Annotated in this window: 10 protein-coding genes and 1 pseudogene; 3 read left to right on the forward strand and 8 right to left on the reverse strand. The window is 62.1% G+C overall.

Going from position 1 to position 19,738, the window contains the following annotated elements; all coding sequences use genetic code 11:
• Positions 1-135 precede the first annotated feature (135 nt).
• From dnaE to DW821_RS01455, 4 genes are all read right to left on the reverse strand, one after another.
• Positions 136-3,939 (reverse strand): DNA polymerase III subunit alpha, encoded by a 3,804-nt coding sequence (gene dnaE / locus DW821_RS01440; protein WP_118065148.1) that lies wholly within the window; start codon positions 3,937-3,939, stop codon positions 136-138.
• A 175-nt stretch (positions 3,940-4,114) separates the two neighbouring features.
• Entirely contained in the window at positions 4,115-7,741 is a 3,627-nt protein-coding gene (locus DW821_RS01445) for an exodeoxyribonuclease V subunit beta (protein ID WP_118065150.1), read from the reverse strand.
• 3 nt (positions 7,742-7,744) lie between these two features.
• Positions 7,745-10,843: a PD-(D/E)XK nuclease family protein gene (locus tag DW821_RS01450; protein ID WP_118065151.1), complete on the reverse strand. Its 3,099-nt coding sequence runs from the start codon at positions 10,841-10,843 to the stop codon at positions 7,745-7,747.
• Positions 10,844-11,000: 157 nt separating this feature from the next.
• Entirely contained in the window at positions 11,001-11,300 is a 300-nt protein-coding gene (locus DW821_RS01455) for a YerC/YecD family TrpR-related protein (protein WP_006235366.1), read from the reverse strand.
• Between the two features lie 321 nt (positions 11,301-11,621).
• On the opposite strand from DW821_RS01455, the gene DW821_RS01460 reads away from it, so the two are divergent.
• The gene (locus DW821_RS01460) at positions 11,622-11,987 is read left to right on the forward strand and encodes a phage holin family protein (protein WP_022094856.1); all 366 of its coding nucleotides are present in this window, start codon (positions 11,622-11,624) and stop codon (positions 11,985-11,987) included.
• Positions 11,988-12,124: 137 nt separating this feature from the next.
• On the opposite strand, the gene DW821_RS01465 is transcribed toward DW821_RS01460, so the two are convergent.
• Positions 12,125-12,553 carry an Rrf2 family transcriptional regulator gene (locus DW821_RS01465; RefSeq protein WP_118065153.1) on the reverse strand — a complete coding sequence of 143 codons (429 nt, stop codon included), beginning with the start codon at positions 12,551-12,553 and terminating at the stop codon, positions 12,125-12,127.
• 253 nt (positions 12,554-12,806) lie between these two features.
• Here DW821_RS01465 and cysK point away from each other — a divergent pair, with 253 nt between their 5' ends.
• Entirely contained in the window at positions 12,807-13,745 is a 939-nt protein-coding gene (gene cysK / locus DW821_RS01470; RefSeq protein ID WP_118065155.1) for a cysteine synthase A, read from the forward strand.
• Between the two features lie 178 nt (positions 13,746-13,923).
• Positions 13,924-15,027 (forward strand): annotated as a pseudogene (gene mnmA, locus DW821_RS01475) (tRNA 2-thiouridine(34) synthase MnmA); the annotation flags it as partial.
• 8 nt (positions 15,028-15,035) lie between these two features.
• Here the strand turns inward: mnmA and DW821_RS01480 are convergent.
• The 3 genes from DW821_RS01480 to fucO form a co-directional block, all read right to left on the reverse strand.
• A complete protein-coding gene (locus tag DW821_RS01480) occupies positions 15,036-16,409 on the reverse strand; it encodes a DNA-binding protein (RefSeq protein WP_118065159.1) in 1,374 nt (457 codons plus the stop codon).
• A 137-nt stretch (positions 16,410-16,546) separates the two neighbouring features.
• Positions 16,547-17,590, reverse strand: a complete 1,044-nt coding sequence (locus DW821_RS01485; RefSeq protein WP_118065161.1) for a M42 family metallopeptidase — start codon at positions 17,588-17,590, stop codon at positions 16,547-16,549.
• Positions 17,591-18,194: 604 nt separating this feature from the next.
• On the reverse strand, positions 18,195-19,361 hold the full coding sequence (gene fucO / locus DW821_RS01490; protein WP_022094861.1) for a lactaldehyde reductase: 1,167 nt from the start codon (positions 19,359-19,361) through the stop codon (positions 18,195-18,197).
• Positions 19,362-19,738: the final 377 nt, after the last annotated feature.

Below are 19,738 nucleotides of genomic sequence, written 5' to 3' on the forward strand. Positions count from 1 at the left end.
GCTAATTTGGGACGGGGCTATTTTAGCTACCCCCATATGTCGGTTGAGATGTATTCCGACCCCGACTCATTCGCCGTCAGCCAAAGGGTAGCTAAAATAGCCCCGTCCCAAATTAGCTACCCCGGCAAAATCATTTTAGATAACCGTCACTCTGCCTTGGTTACCCACGATAGCCTTTGCCTCGGCCAGCAGCGGAATCGAGCGCGCGTTGACCTTGGCAGGTACCTCGGCACGCAGCACGCGCCCGTCCACCTGCTCGATAAAGATCTCCACGCGGTCGCCGCCCGGGTTAGCGGTGAGCACCGTGGCCAGGCGCGCCATATTGCCCTGGCTAAAGCGGCTGTTGGGCACCATGACCTCAAACACCTTGGGCTTGTTGTTCTCCTCGTTAAGCTCGAGCGGCACGATCTCCTGCGCGATGATCTGGTCGCCGCGGTCCGAGCGCTCGAGTTTGCCCTTAATGCGCACAAAGGCATCGGACAGCTGCGCGCCGGTCTCGGGATCGACCTCGCCGTACAGGTACCCCTCGGCCTCTTTATAGGTCTTGGGGAACACGACGACGGTGGCCTCGCCTTCCATGTCCTCGAGCTGCACGATGCCCATGGGGTCACCGTTTTTGGTCACGCGCTTGGACACGCTCGAGACCATGCCGGCCCACCACAGCGCCTTGCCCTCGGGAATCTCCTGGTTGATGGTGCCGCCCGTAGGATTCTGAACTTCGTAGCCGGTGTCGATCTGCGAGAACGAAAAGTCGCGCGCCTTGGCTAGTGCATACTCAAACGGGCGCAGCGGGTGGTCCGAGACATAGATGCCCAGAACCTCTTTCTCCTGGCTCAGCTTGAGGTGTCGGTCCCATTCCTGGCCGTCCGGATCGGGCACGCTGACCTCGAAGCCCGAGCCCTCAACGTCGCCAAACATATCGAAGAACGAGGTCTGGCCGCTCGCGCGGTCCTTCTGGCGCTTTATCGCGGCGTCGATGATGTTCTCGGGGTTGTTCTTGTCCACAAAGTGCATCATCTGGCGACGCGGATACCCCGTGGAGTCGAAGGCGCCTGCCTTGATGAGCGATTCGATCACGCGACGGTTGGCCTGGCTCGAGTCCACGCGCTCGACAAAGTCGTGCAGCGTCTTAAACGGACCGCCCGCCTCGCGCTCGGCGATAATCGCCTGCGCCACGCCGGTGCCCACGCCGCGGATGCCGGCCAGACCAAAGCGCACGCCCTCCTTGGTAGCCGTGAACTCGGTACCGGACTCGTTGACATCTGGCGACAGCACGGGGATGCCGTCGTGACGGCACGCCGAGACGTAGTGAACGATCTTGTCGGTCTTGCCCGTATAGGACGTCAGAACGGCCGCCATGTACTCGTGCGGATAGTGCGCCTTGAGCCACGCCGTCTGCATAACCAGGATGGCGTAGCCGGCGGAGTGCGACTTGTTGAAGGCGTAGGATGCGAACTCGAGAACATCGTCCCAAATCTTCTGGGCGACCTCGCGCGTGTAGTTGTTCTTGATAGCGCCGTTCATCCAGTGGTCGTAGGTGGTCTCGTCCGAGCCATCCTCCCAGTGCAGCACCGTCGACGTGAGCAGCTTAATCTTTTTCTTAGCCACGGGCTTACGGATACGCGAGTCCGATTCGCCCTTGGAGAAGCCGCACATCTCGACGGAGATGAGCATAACCTGTTCCTGGTAGACCATGGTGCCGTAGGTTTCGCCCAGGATGTCGTCCAGGCGGTCGTCGTAGGAGACGGCCGGCTCCTTGCCGTTCATACGGTTGATGTAGGACGAGACCATGCCGGCGCCCAGCGGGCCCGGGCGGTACAGAGCGATCAATGCCACGACGTGCTTGTACTCGGTGGGCTTCATGTTCTTGATCGTGGCCGTCATGCCGGCGGACTCGACCTGGAAGACGCCGGCGGTATGGCCGGAGCCCATGAGCTTAAAGATCTCGGGGTCGTCAAAGGGGATCTCTTCCTCTTTGATGTCGATGCCGAAGTTCTTTTTGATGTTTGCCTTGGCCTTAGAGATAACCGTCAGCGTGCGCAGGCCCAAGAAGTCCATCTTGAGCAGGCCCATGTCGGCAACGGTATGACCCTCGTACTGGGTAATCTCGACGCCGCCCTTGGTGTCGAGCTTGGTGGGTACGTGCTCGTTGACGGGGTCGCGGCAGATCAGAACGGCGCACGCGTGCACACCCTCGCCACGGGTAAGGCCCTCAATCGAGAGCGCCGTGTCGATGATGCGGCGGGCGTCGTCGTCCTTTTTATAGGCCTCGGCAAAATCGGGGTTAAACAGATCCTCTTTGCCGGGTTGCTTTTCGAGCACCTGCTTGAGCTTGACCTTGGGATCGCTCGAGACCATCTTGGACAGGCGCTGGCCCATGTAGACCGGGTAGTCCAGGACGCGCGCGGCGTCGTTAATAGCCTGCTTGGCCTTAATGGTCGAGTAGGTGATGACGTGGGTGACCTTCTCGGGGCCGTAGAGCTGGCGAACGTGCTCCACGACCTCGAGGCGCCGCTCATCGTCGAAGTCCATATCGATATCGGGCATCTCGGTACGCTGCGGGGACAGGAACCTCTCGAACATCAGACCGTTCTCGAGCGGGTCGAACGCGGTGATGTTCATGGCGTAGGCGACGATAGCGCCGGCGGCCGAGCCACGGCCGGGGCCGACGCCGATGCCGTTGTCCTTGGCCCATTGCACGTACTCGGCAACGATCAAGAAGTAGGCGGCAAAGCCCTTGTCGCAGATGACTTTGTATTCGTACTCAAAGCGCTCTTTGATGTTGACGCCACCAATCTCGCGCGTGGCCCAGTCGTCGCCGTAGTGCTGGCGCAGGCCCTTCTCGCACTCGCGGCGGAACTGGCTCTCGTGCGTCTCGCCGGGATCGAGCAGCGGGAAGCGCGGCAGGATGATGGAGTCCCAGTCCAGCTCAACGTAGCACTTGTCGGCGATCTCGAGCGTGTTGTCGCAGGCCTCGGGGCAATACGGGAACATCGCCCGCATCTCCTCCTCGGTCTTCATGTAAAACTCCGAGCCGGTCATGCGCATGCGGTTGGGGTTATCGACCTTGGCGTTCATGCCAATACACATGATGACGTCCTGCACCGGCGCGTCCTCGCGGCGCAGGTAGTGGAAGTCGTTGGTGGCGATGACCTTGACACCCACCTGCTTGGCGATATCGATGAGCGTGCGGTCCATTTGCTCATCGGTCAGGCCGTTGTCGGTGGTGATGCCGTGTTCCTGAATCTCGATGTAAAAGTCGCCGGGTTCGAAGGTATCGCGGAAGGTCTCGGCCCACTTGATGGCGCCCTCCATGTCGCCGCGGTCGATGTATTTGGGGATGATGCCCGCGATGCAGGCGCTGGTGCAGATCATGCCCTTGGCGTGGCGGCGTAGGTTGTCGAGCGTCACGCGCGGCTTGTAGTAAAAGCCCTGCACGGCGGCCTCGGAGACCGTCTGCATCAGGTTGACGTAGCCCTCCTGGTCCTTGGCCAGAAGGATCATGTGGTAGAGCTCGGGCTTATGGTCGCGGGCGAGCGTCTCGTCCGGCGTAAAGTAAACCTCGCACCCAAAGATGGGTTTGATGACCAGGGGCGGCTTGAGCTCGTCGATGTTGCCCTTCTCGTCCCACATGGCCATGTCCTTCACATACTGGGCATGCTCGCGCGGGTTTTCCTCGGGATCGGGCTCCACCAGCTCGTCGCGGCGGTCCTTTTCCAAGAAGGCCTTGTCGTGGCTCCAGGTTTTGTACTCGGGTGTGTTGTGGTTGACGGCATCGCAGGCCAGCGCCAGATCGGGCACGCCATACATGTAGCCGTGATCGGTAATGGCCACGGCGGGCATGCCAAGCTCAACGGCACGGTTGACCATATCCTGGATACGGGTTGCGCCGTCGAGCATGGAGAAAACAGTGTGATTGTGCAGATGGACGAATGCCATGTGATGAGCTCCGATGCAGGTTCGTGTTCTGACTGAACGATTTTACCGCACGGCACGGACAGCACCCGAACCTAGCCAAACCCACACGGCTACTCACGCAGTTGCGGTGAAATGCGGACTGTTTGGCGGCTTTTTTGGCCAAAACAGTCCGTATTCCACCGCAAGTTATTGAGGGCTAGAGGCTGTAGGTGACCACCTGAGGCTCGCACGGGTTGGCGAGGTCGACTTGCTCCACGCGGACGAACTTGACGGTCACGGCCTCAAAGCCCGCCTTGTGCAGAACATCGGCGTAGACGCGCGCCTGCAGGGCGTGCTTCTCCTGCAGCTGTTCCGGCGTCTCGTCCGGTGTGCCGCCCGTCTTGTAGTCGATGACCAGCGCGCGCGACGAATCCGCCGGGTCGGTCGCTAGCGCATCGATGGCGCCCTCGGCATATGCACCGTAGCGAGCGATGTCCTCGTCTTCGCAGCCCAGCGAAAAGAACGGCACCTCGGCGCGAACGCACGACCACGCGAGCAGGTCGGCACGAACAGCCGACTTGAGCCAGCGGTCCAGGGCAACGTCGAAGCGTTCGCGCTGATCCGGCGTCAGGCACCACAGGCGCGCCAGCGCATCGGCACGCTCAGCGGGCAGCGCATCGGCACCCATCTCGATCAGCCACTGGCAGGCGGCATGGAAGGCCGAGCCCAGCGCCATGGGATTGCCGGCGGGCTCGACAGCAGCCACGTCCGCATCCGTCATCTCGGAACCATCCGACTCCGCATCGTCGCCAGCCTCGTCCATGGGCACCCGCGTCACGGCGGCACGGTCTTCGGCCTCGGCATGCAGCGCCGCGGCAATCGACGAATAGCTGTACGAATCACGCGCCGGGAACGGACACGTGCCCATGCGCACGCCCGCCGCCTGGGGATATACGAGTTCAAACGAATCGGGCGACGGGTCGGCGGGGCCGGGCTCGACCGGGCGATCGGCGGCAGCATCGGCACCCTCCGCCTCCGCATCACCGCGAACGAGCCTACCCTCGGCATCCAGTGAAGCGTTGGCCTCAAACGCCTGCTCGCCAAACGTAAAGTCCGCGAGCGAGATGAGCTCGTAGTCGCCCGGCTGGGAGTTGTCGAACACCAGGCGGTCGGCATCGAGCTGTGGCATGTCCAGGCCGTCCGTCGGCAGAATACGGCGCAGCACGTCGTAGGTCAGATCGGTCTCGACGTCGAAGGTCGGCGCGCACAGCTTGCCGCGGCTCACGCCGGCATCCATCGCCAAGATCACCAGCTCACGCGCTCGCGTCATGGCGACATAGAGCAAACGAGCCCGCTCCTCGAGCGAAAGCTGCAGGTCGTCGTTGCGCAGGCGAGCAAATGCCTCGGCGGGAGAACCCGTCGCGCAGACATCCTCCATGAGCTCTGGCGGCAACCACAGTGACGTGCCCTTGCCCTTAAACGCGTGTTCAAACTGCTTTTTGACGTCATCGCCCTTCACGAAGGTTCCATCGGCAAGCTTAACGCCATCAAAACGAGCCGGCAGCGCCACGACTTGCGCCCCACCGTCGACGCGGCCCATCTGTGCCGCACCGGACGATTTGCGCACGCCAAAACACTCGGACACCGCGACGACCGGATACTCCAGACCCTTGGATGCATGCACGGTCATGATGCGTACCGCGCCGTCACCCTCCTCGTTGAGCGCGCCCGGCGCCTCCTTGCCCGCCAGGAAGCGGTCGAAGGCGAGCGCGATGGAGCGCGGCGAGTTGCCGAACTCGGCCTCCGCCTCGGCCACGGCGTCGAGCGCCTTGAGCACGTTGGCGGCGATGGCCTTGCCCTCGGGACCACGCTGCGCCAGACGCACGAACCAGCCCGAAGCGTTGACCACGTCGCGCGCGATGGCGGCGAACGAATCGCGGCCCACGCGACGAAGCGCATACCGCAGCACCTCGCGGGCGCGCGTCACGAGCGGCAGGTCTTGCAGGCCCGGCACATCGGAATCGCTCATGATGCCCGCGTCGATATTCCGGCGCGAGGTCTCCCCCGTCTGGTCGTCCAGCTTGGTCGCCAGCGCCAGGAACTCCTGGGCGCCGAGCGCAAACATCGGCGAGGCGAGCAGCGGCATAAGGCCCTGCGCCGTATCGGCCGGGTTGGCGAGCGCGCAGACTAGGGCGCGCACCGTCTGCACCTCGGCAGCTTGGGCAAAGACTGAGCCGCCTGCGATCACGCAGTCGAGCCCCTGGTCGCGGAAAGCCTGGGCGTAGACGTCGGCGTTGGTCATGCGGCCCAGCAGCAGCACCATGCCACCCTGGGGCTGGCCGGCATCGGCAAGCGCGCGGAACCGCTCCGCGATCGCGCGGGCCTTGGCCTGCGTGCGCTCCTGCGTACTGCCGCCGGCAACAAAGAGGGCCTGGCGGCGCGAGGCGTCTGCCACCAGCGTATCCTTGCGGCCGTTACTTGCCTCAAGGTCCAAAAAGCCCTGCATCAGGCCACCGTCATCGCCGTCGAAGACGCGTGCCACGTAACGCAGTACCTCGTCATGGCTGCGGAAGTTGCGCACAAGTTTAACGAGCTCGCCAGCAGGGGCGTCGGCCACGGCAGTCGCCTCGGACGCCGTCGTCGATCCCACCTTGCGCTCCTGGCGGCGGAAGACCTCGACCTCGGCACCACGGAAACGATAGATCGACTGCTGCGCATCGCCCACGGTGCACAGCGCACGCTCCCCCGCACCGGTCAGGTAACGAATCAAATCGACCTGCATCTGGTCGGTATCCTGGAACTCGTCAATCATGACCATCTTAAAGCGGCCCTCGTATGCCGCTCGGATGGCCGGGCAATCGCGCAGGGCCTCATAGGCCATGCGCAGCAAGTCGTTGTTGTCGAGGGCAGACTGGGCAGCCTTGAGCGCGCGGTACTCAGCCTCTACAGAGCGGGCCAAGCCAACCAGTGCATCGAGCGCGGGACCACCGCAGGCCAGCACGATATTGATAAACGCATCGGCAGCTTCCGCCTTGAGCAGCTCCACCTGCTCCTTGGGGAACGCCTTGCTCGCCCGCGGCATGGCGCACGACATCATGAGTCGCGCCGCGTCGGCCATGGTTTTGCCGCTCGCCTCAAACGCGTCGATGGCGTCGAGTGCCACTTGTGCCTTCTCGGTCGCGGCCTTGCTCGCACCCAACGCCGCGCGATAGGCATCGGCAAGGGCCGAGGTATCGGCCTGGCCGCGCGCCACGCACACATCGTCCATGCCGCCCGGCAGCTGGCTCGAGAGCTCCAGCAGGTCGCGCACCAGACCCTTGATGGTCGTGCCGGCGCCAAAGGAACCGCCCTCGCCCGCCATGGGATACCAGGCGTAGAGGGCCTTGAGCGATGCCGCGAGCTCGGGGGCGGTATCGGGTGCCGTCGCGCGACCCAGCACATGCTCAACAGCCTGGTCCATAAGCTCGTCGGTATCGGTGAGCACCGTGAACTCGGGATCGATGCCCAGCTCCAGCGCGTGCGCGCGCAGGATACGCGAGCACATGCCGTGAATGGTCGAAATCCATGCGTCGTCGACGGTCAGCGCTTCCTCGTCCATGCCCTCGTCGATAAGCGCACGGCGCACGCGGTCGCGAATCTCGGCCGCGGCATCTTTGGTAAAGGTAATGGCGAGCACCTGGTCCAGATGCTCAACGAACGGACCGGATTCGGGCGAAAGCGCGTAGACGATGCGGCGCGTGAGGGTAAAGGTCTTGCCCGAACCGGCGCCCGCCGAGACAAACAGCGGACGGTCGAGCGTTTTGACGATCTGCAGCTGTTGCGGCATCAAAGTCGAAAGATCCATGGTCTACACGTCCCTCCTTACAAACGTTCCTTCGTGGTTATACGAGCAGCGCGCATGCGCGGCCTGAGCCGACGTCGGGTCGACGGCGGCAACGTTGCCTGCTTCGAGCTCGCGCAGGCGCTCGGCGATGCCGGCCTCCACGCGATCGAGCAGGGCGTCGAAGTCCATGCTGCCACCCTCGCCGGGGAAACCTTTCTTAAGGCCCGGGATGCGACCGTCGCCGCGCTCTTCCTCGAGCAGCTCGGCGCTCGCGGCACCGCGCAACGCCGGCTTGCCGCCCTTGGTCGAAAAGTAGAGCGCCGCGCGGGTGTCCAAATCCAGCGCCCGGCGCATGGCCTGGGCGTAGATGAGCGTTTGGGTATGTGGCGGCAACCAGCGCGGATCGTCGATGGGCGCCGTGCCCGATTCCTCGTCGCGCACCGTAGGGTCGGCGAGCTTAAACTCCTCAACGCCCGTGCGATGCTTGTAGTCGATCACCACGGCACGATTCTCGGCGTCCACGTCCACGCGGTCGATGCGCCCGCCAAGCGGCCAACCGGCATACTCGACCTTGAGCTCGTTGAAGGCGAACTCCAGGTAGCGCGGAGCAAAGGGGGCAAGTGCCTCGGACTCGTAGGCAAGCACGCCCTCCAGCTGCGGCAAGATCTCGGCCACCTGGCGCTCCTCCACCGCAGAGAGCGGCACCAGCGGGCCCTCCGTGCCTCGCTTGCCGGCGTGCTCGGCCAACGTCTCGTCAAAGACCTCGCGCAGCAGCTCCTGAGCGCGCAGCAGATTCTCGGGCGTCACGCGCTGCATGCCCTCCTGGGGCAGGCGGGCATGCAGATGCTCCAGCACATCGTGGACAAAGTTGCCCTTCTCCATGTTGCCAAAGCCCGCGTCGATGGACTGGGGCTTCACGCGATACGACACGAACCAGCACAGCGGGCACGTCGAATACGCCTCGATCTGTGAGGCGGACGTCAGACGCGGCACGAGCGGCGCGTTCTCGCCCTCGCCATCGCGGCGACGCAGGACCAGATACGGCACAGCCGCTTCACTCAAATGCTGAGGAGCCTCGCACGCGACGCGCTTGCACTCGATGCCCTCGCCGGCCGCTGGATCAAAGCCAGCGATGATATCGCCCTCGCCCACGCATGTCACCTTGGCGGTGCCAGCGGCCTCGGCATGCGCCCGCAACTCGGTCCACACGGCAGCCGGATAGCACTCGCGCGCCTGGCGATCGTGGGTCACGCGGGCGAGCACAACGAGGCCGCGTGCCGCCTGCATCGCGCGGCCAAAGCGCACGCGCAGCAGAGCCGCGGGCTCAAGCGTCACACCGCTGCGCCCCAGCTCGGCCGTCAGCGTGGCCAGCGGGCCCTCCTCGTGCGAAAGCGGGTAACTGTCCAGGTCGACGTCGGCAAACAGCACGGCATCGTAGCTGGCGGGGCGCAGGGCTGCCGCATCGGCAAGCGACGCAAAGCGCACCTGGGCGCGCGGCGTGCGGTCGACCTCGTAGGTCTCGTAATCGTATGCGGTACTGCGCTTGTCCACCTTGGTACGAACGTCGTCGAGCACGGGCACGGTCGCGGCCTGCGACACGTCGAGCGCGCGAGCATCGTTCATAAGGATGTCGATGGCATGGCGCAGCAGAGCCGTCTCTGTCTGGCGACGGGCCTGGCCGTCAAGGCCGCCTAGAGCGCGATCGGGCAACGCCTCGGCGACGGCAAGCATTGCCTTGAGCGCCGTCACGGGTTTGTCGCGCCACAGCGCCTGAAACACGTCCGAGACCACACATGGCACGTTCTTAAACCAGTTCTCATCACTGGCAGCCTTGCGCGTGCCCCTCACCTGGCCCTGCACGCTCTGCAGCAGGCTCTTGACGGCCGTGGTGGTCTTGCCACGCGACAGGCGCATGTTCTTGTCGAAGGTGCGCGCGCTGGCGGCATCGGCACCCGAAAGCGGACTGTAAATCCAGTCGGTAAGCTCCGGCGCGGGCCACCACTCGGTCTTGGAGGCGGTGCCCTCGTCGGCGGCCTTCATGCGCTCGATCAGATTGGCGAGCGCCGTAAACTGCCCGCCCGCGATGGATTGGGAAAACGCCGTGAACTCAGTTGTCTCGGCCGCAATATGACGCGCCGCCAAACGGGCAGCGAGTTCACCGAACAGCCGAGGCGCCCGGGCAGACACCACGAGCACGCGCACGGGGTCCGCGGACGCCGCGACGCTGCCGTCGACCTCGGCGTCCTCACACGTTTTTACCAGCTCATCGATTGCATCCACATAGGCGTGGGCGCGGGCGTGAGGGCCGGCAACCTCTACAAAGGTAGGCTGAGCGGCGGACTTGGAGGCAGTCTGGGGCGCGACGGCACCCTCCCCCAGCAGCGCGGCCTCAAACAGCACGCCGCGGGCATCAAATGCCGCGGCAAGCTCCTCGCGCATCGCCGCCTGCTCGCGGGCAAGCAGCACGACGACCTCTCCCCCGTTGTTCGCCACGGCCGACAGCAGCTCGAGCAGGCCGTGCGTAAACGACGTGACGCCGCGCACGCAGACGGCGCGGGCGCACGCCGGAAGGTTGTCGGCCAGCACCTCGGCCATAAGGTCAGCCGCCTCGCAGGGCTCGACCATGCCTCGACGGTCCAAGCCGCTCGCACAGGCGCTCAACAGCTCAAACACGCGGGCCTCGGCGTCACTTTTGGGCTCGGGCTGAGCGGCGGCATCGCGGCAGCGCTCGGCACCCGTTCCCGCTACGCCCGGCAGCACATCGCGGGCCATGCGCGCGAGCATGCGCACCGTTCCCTGACTGCGCGAAAGCGGCTGCAGGTCGACATCGTCGCGACGGGCGATCATGTCCGAGAACAGCATCTGGCGCTGCATGTTGTCGACGAAGCCGCGGCCATCGCCCATAAGCTCCCACAGCGAACGAAGCCACGACGCAGGGGTTTTGTAGTCAACGCCCAGCGAGACGCCAGCAACCGCGGCATCATGACGGCACAGGTCGAGCTCGGCAAACGAGGGCGCCAGCAAAACGGCACGCCCGTGGCGGGCAACCAGGTCGGCGAGCAACGCAGCCTCGGCATCGCTCAAGTCCGTACCGGTATGGGTGGTATAGATTCGAACAGGCATGGTCCTCCACTCAAACCGTTCGCAATAATCAATGCATCCATCCTACCCGCCCACGCGGACAGATTTGCCCCACGCCAACAGATTTCCTCCGTCCCCGAGGGATCAAAAAACCGCCCCCGAAGGGACGGTTCTGCGCAATTCGTTTGTCGCCGCTGGCCTACTCGCCATCCTCCAGTTTGATGAGGATCTTGCGATAGCCACCGTACTCGCCATTAAGTGCCTTGGACACGCGGCTCACCGTGGTGGACGAAGCGCCGGTGCGGGCCTGAACCTCAACATAGGGCTCGCCCTCATCCAGATAGCGCGCGACCTGCAGGCGCTGAGAAAGATCGCAGATCTCGCGCGGTGTGCAGATATCGGTTAAAAACGCCTGGATATCGTTCTCGTCGTCCAAAAGACTAAATGCGTGGACCAGCTGCTTGACATCAGGCTTGTCAAACATGTTCTCGATATTCATCGATCACCGCCAAACCCGCCAAAAGGCATCGAAGTTGATACTGACATCGGGCATCGTTCGCCCGTTCTATGCAATAAAACTAATGCATGGAGCATTTGCCCGTAGCAGTGTAGCACACCACCAAACTAAAGTGACAAGACTCTCTGTCAGCGGCACGTTTTTCAGGACGAACGCCGCTTAGAAACCGAATGCGCACGTAAGCTCCACGAATATTTGAGACAATGGGCGCCCAAACACCGCGGCGCGCGCAACCATCCATGTCGCCGCCGCAAGCCGCTTCACGCGACGCCAGCAACCCCGGCGCAAGAAAGGATTCACGCCATGCGCTTTATGCTTAACTGGCTCTTCACCTCGATCGCCATCGCGATCGCCACGTTCCTCGTCCCCGGTATCCAACCCTTCGGCTTTGCCGAGGCCTGGGTCTGCTTTGCCTTTGTGGGACTGTTCCTCAACATCGTCGATTCGTTCGTCAAACCGTTCCTCACGGTCATCTCGCTGCCGCTCACGATCATTACGCTCGGCATTTTCCAGCTCGTGCTCAACAGCTTTATGCTGGAGCTCGCAAGCTACCTGTCGGTCAACCTGTTGGGTGTCGGCATCTCCATCGCCGGCTTTGGCTCGGCCTTTATGGGCAGCATCCTAGTGTCCATCATGCGCAGCATCCTCGATAGTATTGCCGAAGAGTAGAACGCCCCCGACGCACAAACGCATCGGACCAAATCAAAGGCCGCCCATCGCAAAAAATGGGCGGCCTTCTTATTTGCCAAGTCTCAGAGGGCAAGAAAATCTACCATTTCCACCCCATCCCAACATGGCAGGCGGGGTTAGATGACGTAGTCGTAGCCATGGTTGGGAGCGACAAGTTGATCGAGCGTCACGCCGTCGAGGTAGTCGTTGATGAGCTTGTCCAGGTTCTTCCACACGTCGAGCGTGGGGCACTCATCAGCTCGCGAGCAACCCTTGCAGTCGCCATCCAGGCAGGCGACCGGCGCCAGACTGCCCTCGGTCAGGCGCAAGATCTCGCCCACCGTGTACTGCTCGGGCGGGCGCATGAGCACATAGCCGCCACCCTTGCCGCGCATGCCCGAGAGCATGTTGGCGCGCACGAGCGTCGCCAGAATATTCTCGAGGTACTTCTCCGAAATACCCTGACGCGCCGCAATCTCTTTAAGCGGGATACGGCCTGTCGCCTGGTGCTCGGCCAAGTCGACCATAACGCGCAGGGCGTACCTGCCCTTAGTAGAAACCAACATATATAGTGCTGCCTTTCGGTCTTTTAGTCCGTTGAAATTCTAGCCGAAAAATTGGCTTTGAAAATACCCGTTCCGGTCAAGATGGTTAATCAACTTGCAATAATCTCCTATTTCCTATTGCATTACTAGGCTTTGGTGTCTACTATGCTTCCCAACAGCTAAACGAACAACCTATAAGGTTTATGGGTTTAGCTGCTAGACGCACCGTAAAACCACACGGTATCCAGTCATTTGAACGCTTTGGAGGTTCATCATGAGCAAGGTTTACACGTCCATCGATCAGCTTATCGGCCACACCCCGCTCCTGGAGCTCACCCACTTTGAGGCCGATGAGGACCTCAAGGCCCGCGTGCTCGTCAAGCTGGAATACTTCAACCCCGCCGGGTCTGTTAAAGACCGCGTCGCCAAGAACATGATTGACGAGGCCGAGAAGGCCGGCAAGCTCGTGCGCGGCGGTGACTACACCATCATCGAGCCCACGAGCGGCAACACCGGCGTCGGCATCGCCTCGGTGGCGGCGGCTCGCGGCTACAAGGTGATCATCACCATGCCCGAGACCATGTCCGTCGAGCGCCGCAAGCTGATGCAGGCATACGGTGCGCAGCTCGTGCTCACCGACGGCTCCAAGGGCATGAAGGGCGCTATCGCCAAGGCCGAGGAGCTGCAGAAGGAGACCCCCAACAGCATACTCGCCGGCCAGTTTGTGAACCCCGCCAACCCCGCCATCCACAAGGCCACGACCGGCCCCGAGATCTGGGACGACACCGACGGCAAGGTCGACATCTTCGTCGCCGGCGTTGGCACCGGTGGCACCGTGACCGGCGTGGGCGAGTTCCTCAAGGAGCAGAACCCCGAGATTAAGGTCGTCGCCGTCGAGCCCGCCACCTCCCCGGTGCTCTCCAAGGGCCAGGCCGGCCCGCACAAGATCCAGGGCATCGGCGCCGGCTTTGTGCCCGACGTCCTCGACACCCAGGTCTATGACGAGATCATCCCCGTCGAGAGCGACGACGCCTTTGCCACCGGCCGCGCCGTGGGCCACAAGGAGGGCGTGCTCGTGGGCATTTCGTCCGGCGCCGCCGTGTGGGCCGCACTGCAGCTGGCCAAGCGCCCCGAGAACGAGGGCAAGACCATCGTGGCGCTGCTCGCCGACACCGGCGAGCGCTACCTGTCTACGGCGCTCTTCCAGGACTAGAGCTTCTCGTTCTTAGAACGAGTCCAAGGCACGCCGGTCTCCCCTCTCTTCTGGCAGCCTGAGCTCATCCCAACAGGGTGTCCCACATGACGCCTGAACTTGCTACAATGTCTGCGGCGCGGAACCAGCCTCCCGCGCCGCTTTTCTTTTTTGGCCACATGCCACCAAGGAGAACCTCCCCATGCACAATAAGCGCGTGCTCGTCGCCATGAGCGGCGGCGTCGATTCCAGCGTGACCGCGTATCTGCTCAAAAGTCAGGGTTACGAATGTGTCGGTGCCACCATGCGCCTCACCTGCCCCGCACCCGATCCCGTCACGGGCATGAGTAAGGTCGACCGCGATATCGCCGATGCAAAGGCCGTCGCCGAGCGCCTGGGGATACCCCACCATGTGCTCGACCTGCAGCAGACCTTCGACCGCAACGTTATCGAGCGCTTCGTGACCGCCTATCAGGAGGGACTGACGCCCAACCCGTGCATCATCTGCAACCGCCACATTAAGTTTGGCGCGTTGCTGGATGCGGCGCTGGATATGGGCTGCGACTACATCACCACGGGCCACTATGCCAAAACGAGCCAGGCACCCGACGGCACCTGGCAGCTACATCGCGGCGAGGACCCCAAAAAGGACCAGAGCTACTTTTTGTATTCGCTCACGCAGGAGCGGCTGTCGCGCACGATCTTTCCGTTGGCGGGTCTGGACAAGGAGCACGACGTGCGCCGCATTGCCGCCGAACAGGGCTTTGCCAACGCCAAGAAGGCCGAAAGCGAGGATATCTGCTTTATTCCAGACGGTGACTACGCGGGCTATATCGAGCGCCGCTGCGGACATGCCGCCGAGCCGGGCGATATTGTATGGCGCGACGGCAGCGTGGTCGGACGCCATAACGGCGCGCTGCGCTACACCATCGGTCAGCGCAAGGGCCTGGGCGTCGCGATGGCGCACCCCGTGTACGTAACGGGCGTCGACACCACCGGCAACACCGTGCATCTGGGTGAGGCCGAAGACCTTGTCGCCACCGCTCTCACGGCTAACGACTGGATTTGGAGCGCCCCGGCCGATCGTATGGAGACAGAGCTCAATGCTGGCGGCATTCGTGTGGGTGCCAAGTACCGTTATCGTCAAAAGGACCAGGCAGCGACCCTTACGCACGGCGAAGACGGGCAAATGCTGCTGACCTTTGACGAGCCGCAGCGAGCCATCGCCCCCGGCCAGGCAGTCGTAGTCTACCGCGGCGACATCGTCCTGGGCGGCGGCACCGTTACGGCAGCCATCAGGTAGCCACGGGATTATCGCCGCACGTGTCGAAGCACTTCAACAGCAGCATTCACCTCGATAACGCGACGCTTCAGGCCGCGGCGAATGGACTCGAGCCGGCCCTCCGCCGTGGCCCACTTGCTCCGCGATAGAATCTTTATCGCTTCTTCAACAAATCCGTTGAGCCGCGATGAATCGAACCAATCGAGCGAGTCCGCAAGCGCCAGCTGGACGGAAGGGTCGGGCCCAAACGGCTTAGCGGAAAACCCAAACTCCCCAGCTGCGAGCACGACAGTTGGCACGTTATACCACAGACAGTTGCCGCTATCGAACAGCGGAGCAGGTTTTATCTCCAGGGTATCGACATTGCGGATGATGCCGAAGTTTCGCCAATGGCGGTCGCTGTTGGCCAATAGGGCATCGCAGACAATCATCTGCGACATAGACCTTCTCACAGCGGCCTCATCGGCACCATGCTTGCCGAGGTAGCAACAGTACCGGTCGTACGTCGAGTTTCCCCGCTGACTACCAAGTACGCCCTTAACGTAAACAGCCGGAACGTATTCCTCGCGGCCGTCAAGAAAGTCGTCGCACAGGCACACGGGGCCATTGAACATGCGCTCAACCGTGTAAGGAACAAACTCCCCCTTGGAAAGCAAGCGACGATGTAGAGCCGTTGCAACCGCCTCGTTAAAGGGACGTTGATCGTCCATCCCGCACCCTTTAGCCAAAACGCGAATGCCGTTTCGGATCATCCACGATTTAGGGAGCTCGCCCTCGGACGTGTTATCCGGATTTTTTAGACCGATGCCTTCCAGCCAACCCGAGCGCTCTTCGGGCGCCGATCGCTCAAATTCGTTCTCAAAGTAATTGATGCTTTGCCATTTGAGTTCGGCGCAATCGGCCGGCCGCAGCCAATAACAATCCGAAAGCGATAAGCCCAGGCACCGAACCGGAACCTCGATGCCACTGGCAATTCCCAGTTCACGATAGCGCGAGACGAGTCCAGGGCGGACGTCAGGCACCGACCGATGGCTCCACCACACGTTGAGCTCCCGTTTATTCACCGTAGGAGAAGAGCTCGAGCATGTGCCAAACGGCATTCGTTGCGCATCGAGGACCTCGGCGATTTCGAAGGGAAACTCACGCGTCGGATCAAATGAGACATGCGCGACCTCATGGTCGGCCGACATCAGCGTAAACTTGCGTCCCACATCAGCCGCAGGACGGCGTCCTCGCTTACGGACCTTTTGGTAGGCGGTCGCAGAATTGTACTCGACCATCTTCCGGCCGCCCACAGTATTGCATGCGAGCGTTCCGGATGCCGCCAGTTGCGATATGCGAGCCTTCGTGACGCCTAGCAGGCGGGCGGCATCACCCATAGATAAGTATTCCGATGTATCCATGCGCCGCATCACCTCGTTAAGTATTTCACACGTTAAGATAACTTATCTTATACATGATAATACTAAACGGACTGAATTGAAAAAAGGCCCGAAAAATCGGGCCTTAGTGATTGCTCGGCTGAGTTACCGACTGCCCCTTAGCGCTGCACGTAGGCGCGGACCAGCTCGTAGGTATTGCGCACACCGTCGGTGTGGCTGCGTTCGTAGTTGTGGCTCGCGTACACGCCGGGGCCGATCAGGCCGTGACGGATGTCGTAACCGGCCGAAAGCGTGGCCTCGACGTCGGAGCCGTAATGCGGGTACACATCGATGGCGTAATCGAGCTCCAGCTCGCGCGCGATGTTGGACAGCGTGGTTACCAGGTCGTAGTTGTACGGACCGCCCGAATCCTTGGCGCAAATCGAAACCATGCGCTCGGTGCAGCCAAGGTCGTCGCCCACGCAACCCATGTCCACGCTGATCATCTCGCGCGTGTCGGCCGGCACGAAGGCGCCGCCGTGGCCGACCTCTTCGTACACGGTAAAGAGCAGCGATACCTTGCGCGAGAGTGTCACCTCGCCAGCGGCGACGGCACGCGCCAGGCCCAGCAGAATCGACGCGGACAGCTTGTCGTCAAGGAAGCGGCTCTTGATGTAGCCGCTCTCCGTCACCGTGGTGCGCGGATCCATAGCGATGATGTCTCCAGCCTGAATGCCCAGCTCGAGCACGTCGTCCTTGCTGTCGACGTTCTCGTCGAGCAGGATTTCCATGTTCTTCTCGATGGTCTTGACCGGCTCATCGGCCACATGCGCCGAAGGCTCGGTATTGAGAACCACACCCGTGTAGACATTGCCATCGCGCGTGTAAACGGTGCAGTTCTCGCCATCGGCCGTAGACCACTGATGCCCGCCAAGCGTCGTGGGACGCAGGCGACCATTGTCCTTGATGGAGCGCACCATGGCGCCCAGGGTATCGACATGACTCGCCAATACGAGCGGCTCGCCCTCGCCGCCAAGCTCAACCAACACGTTGCCCTTATTGGAGCGCTCGGGGCCAAAGCCCATATCGCGCAACGTTTCCATTAGATAGTCAGTAGCCGCACGGGTATAGCCCGTAGGTGAAGCAATAGAAGTCAGCGTCTTCAACTGGTCAGTAATATAGGAGAGCGTCTCCTCTAGAGAAGCATCAACATTAGAAGCCATATGCATCCTTCCAAGTAAAACTAAGACCGAGCCCCGATTTTAACCGTTCTGCACGTGCAATACTCTAGAAACCGAGCCGACTCCAGACGTCCCCGCACCGGTTTTGTGCACGCGCTCGGTTTACAGTCCCAATCTTGCATAAATCCTATCGGTATCTGCATAAATATGAGGCATCTATTTGCTTCGTCTCAGGGTACCCCACCTTGGACCGTGCAAAATACGGAGTATTCAGCACCGTGGACCCCGTCAGCCCCATCGCAAACGGCAAAGCGACGCGGTTACAGCAGTGTTGCAGGTCGTCGCAAACCAAAAACGCGGTGGCAGCCCCCTCCGCTCATCGATAGCCCGCCCACAAGGGCTGTCGATGGGCGCCCGCGGGCCGCTACGGCCCATTCGCAACGTTATGCATTTTTCAGAGCTTGCTGAATACTCCCAAAAATGCACGCTGGGAAGTGCACCACCTATCCGCAGCGGGCAGCATGCCTTGGTTTTGCCCATCTTGGGGCATCGGCGCGGCACAAAAAGCCCCGCCGCGCGTAGCACGGCGGGGCCAGCAGCAAGTCAAAAGACCATACGCCTACGGGCGAAGGACCACCAAACTGGGCTAGGCAGCCGGGCAGATCTTCTTGAAGAGCTCGATAACGTCGTCGAGCGTCGCCTCGCGCGGGTTGCCCGGGAAGCAGGCGTCAGCCATAGCGTCCTTGGCCAGGACCTCGATCTCGTCGGCCTTCATGGCCTCGCAGACGTGCGGGATGTTCACGTCTGCAGAGAGCTGCTTAACGGCGGCGATGGCGGCATCGGCGGCCTCGTCGGTGCTCATACCCGTGGTGTCAACGCCCATGGCGACGGCAACCTTGGCCAGGCGCTCGGCGCAAACCGGCTTGTTGAACTCCATAGCGATCGGCAGCAGCATGGCGCAAGCGACGCCGTGCGGGGTGTCGTAGTGAGCGGACAGGGTGTGAGCCATGGCATGGTCGATGCCCAGGCCAACGTTGGAGAAGCCCATGCCGGCGACATACTGGCCAAGGGCCATGCCCTCGCGGCCGGAGCCGGGCTGGCCGGACTTGGCCTCGGCGACGGAGTCACGCAGGTTCTCGCTGATCAGCTTAATAGCCTCAAAGTGGAACATGTCGGAGAGCTCCCAAGCGCCCTTGGTGGTGTAGCCCTCGATGGCGTGGGTCAGAGCGTCCATACCAGTGGAAGCGGTAAGGCCGGCGGGCATGGAAGCCATCATGTCGGGGTCGACGACGGCAACCTCGGGGGCGTCGTTGGTGTCGACGCACACGAACTTGCGGACCTTCTCGGGGTCGGTGATGACGTAGTTGATGGTCACCTCGGCGGCGGTACCGGCGGTCGTCGGCACGGCGATGGTGAACACGGCGTGGTTCTTGGTGGGAGCAACGCCCTCGAGGCTGCGGACGTCGGCGAACTCGGGGTTGTTGATGATGATGCCGATGGCCTTGGCGGTGTCCATGGAGGAGCCACCACCGATGGTCACGATAGCGTCAGCCTCGGCGGCCTTGAAGGCCTCGACGCCGTCCTTGACGTTCTGGATAGTGGGGTTGGGCTTGATCTCGGAGTAGAGGCTCCAAGCGATGCCGGCGGCGTCGAGCTCGTCGGTCACCTTAGCGGTAACGCCAAACTTGACCAGGTCGGGATCGGAGCAGACGAAGATCTTCTTGTAGCCGCGACGCTGGAGCTCGCCGGGGATCTCCTTGATGGCGCCGGAACCATGATAAGAAATGGTGTTGAGAACGAAACGATTAGCCATTGATAGCCTCCCATCGTGTGCGGGGCACCCATTACGCCCCACGCTGCAAGTTCCATCCTAACGCTTTTGAAACAAAAAACGCGTGAGAACGTCAAAAGTGTTAAAGCGTTTCAACATAATAACGGAGCCCCAGTCCTTTCCTCCCGACAGCAGCGAAGGCTAGATTATAGGAGCAATCGCCCAAAGAATACGACCAACTCAGTCTATAAATTATTTCGGTTGATTTCCGATCTCAGCCGAACACATTGAGCGAATAGGCCGTTCCCGCAGCTAGCCGAACGCCCCCGAGGTCCCATTCGGGCCCCCGGGTCGGCATTTTCCCAGTTGAAGGAACGGTGGAGATGTGTTTCGATGGGTCCGGTGGCCATGCTCCGCCC

The sequence above is a fragment of the Collinsella sp. AM33-4BH genome (genome assembly GCF_003469205.1).
Lineage (GTDB): Bacteria > Actinomycetota > Coriobacteriia > Coriobacteriales > Coriobacteriaceae > Collinsella.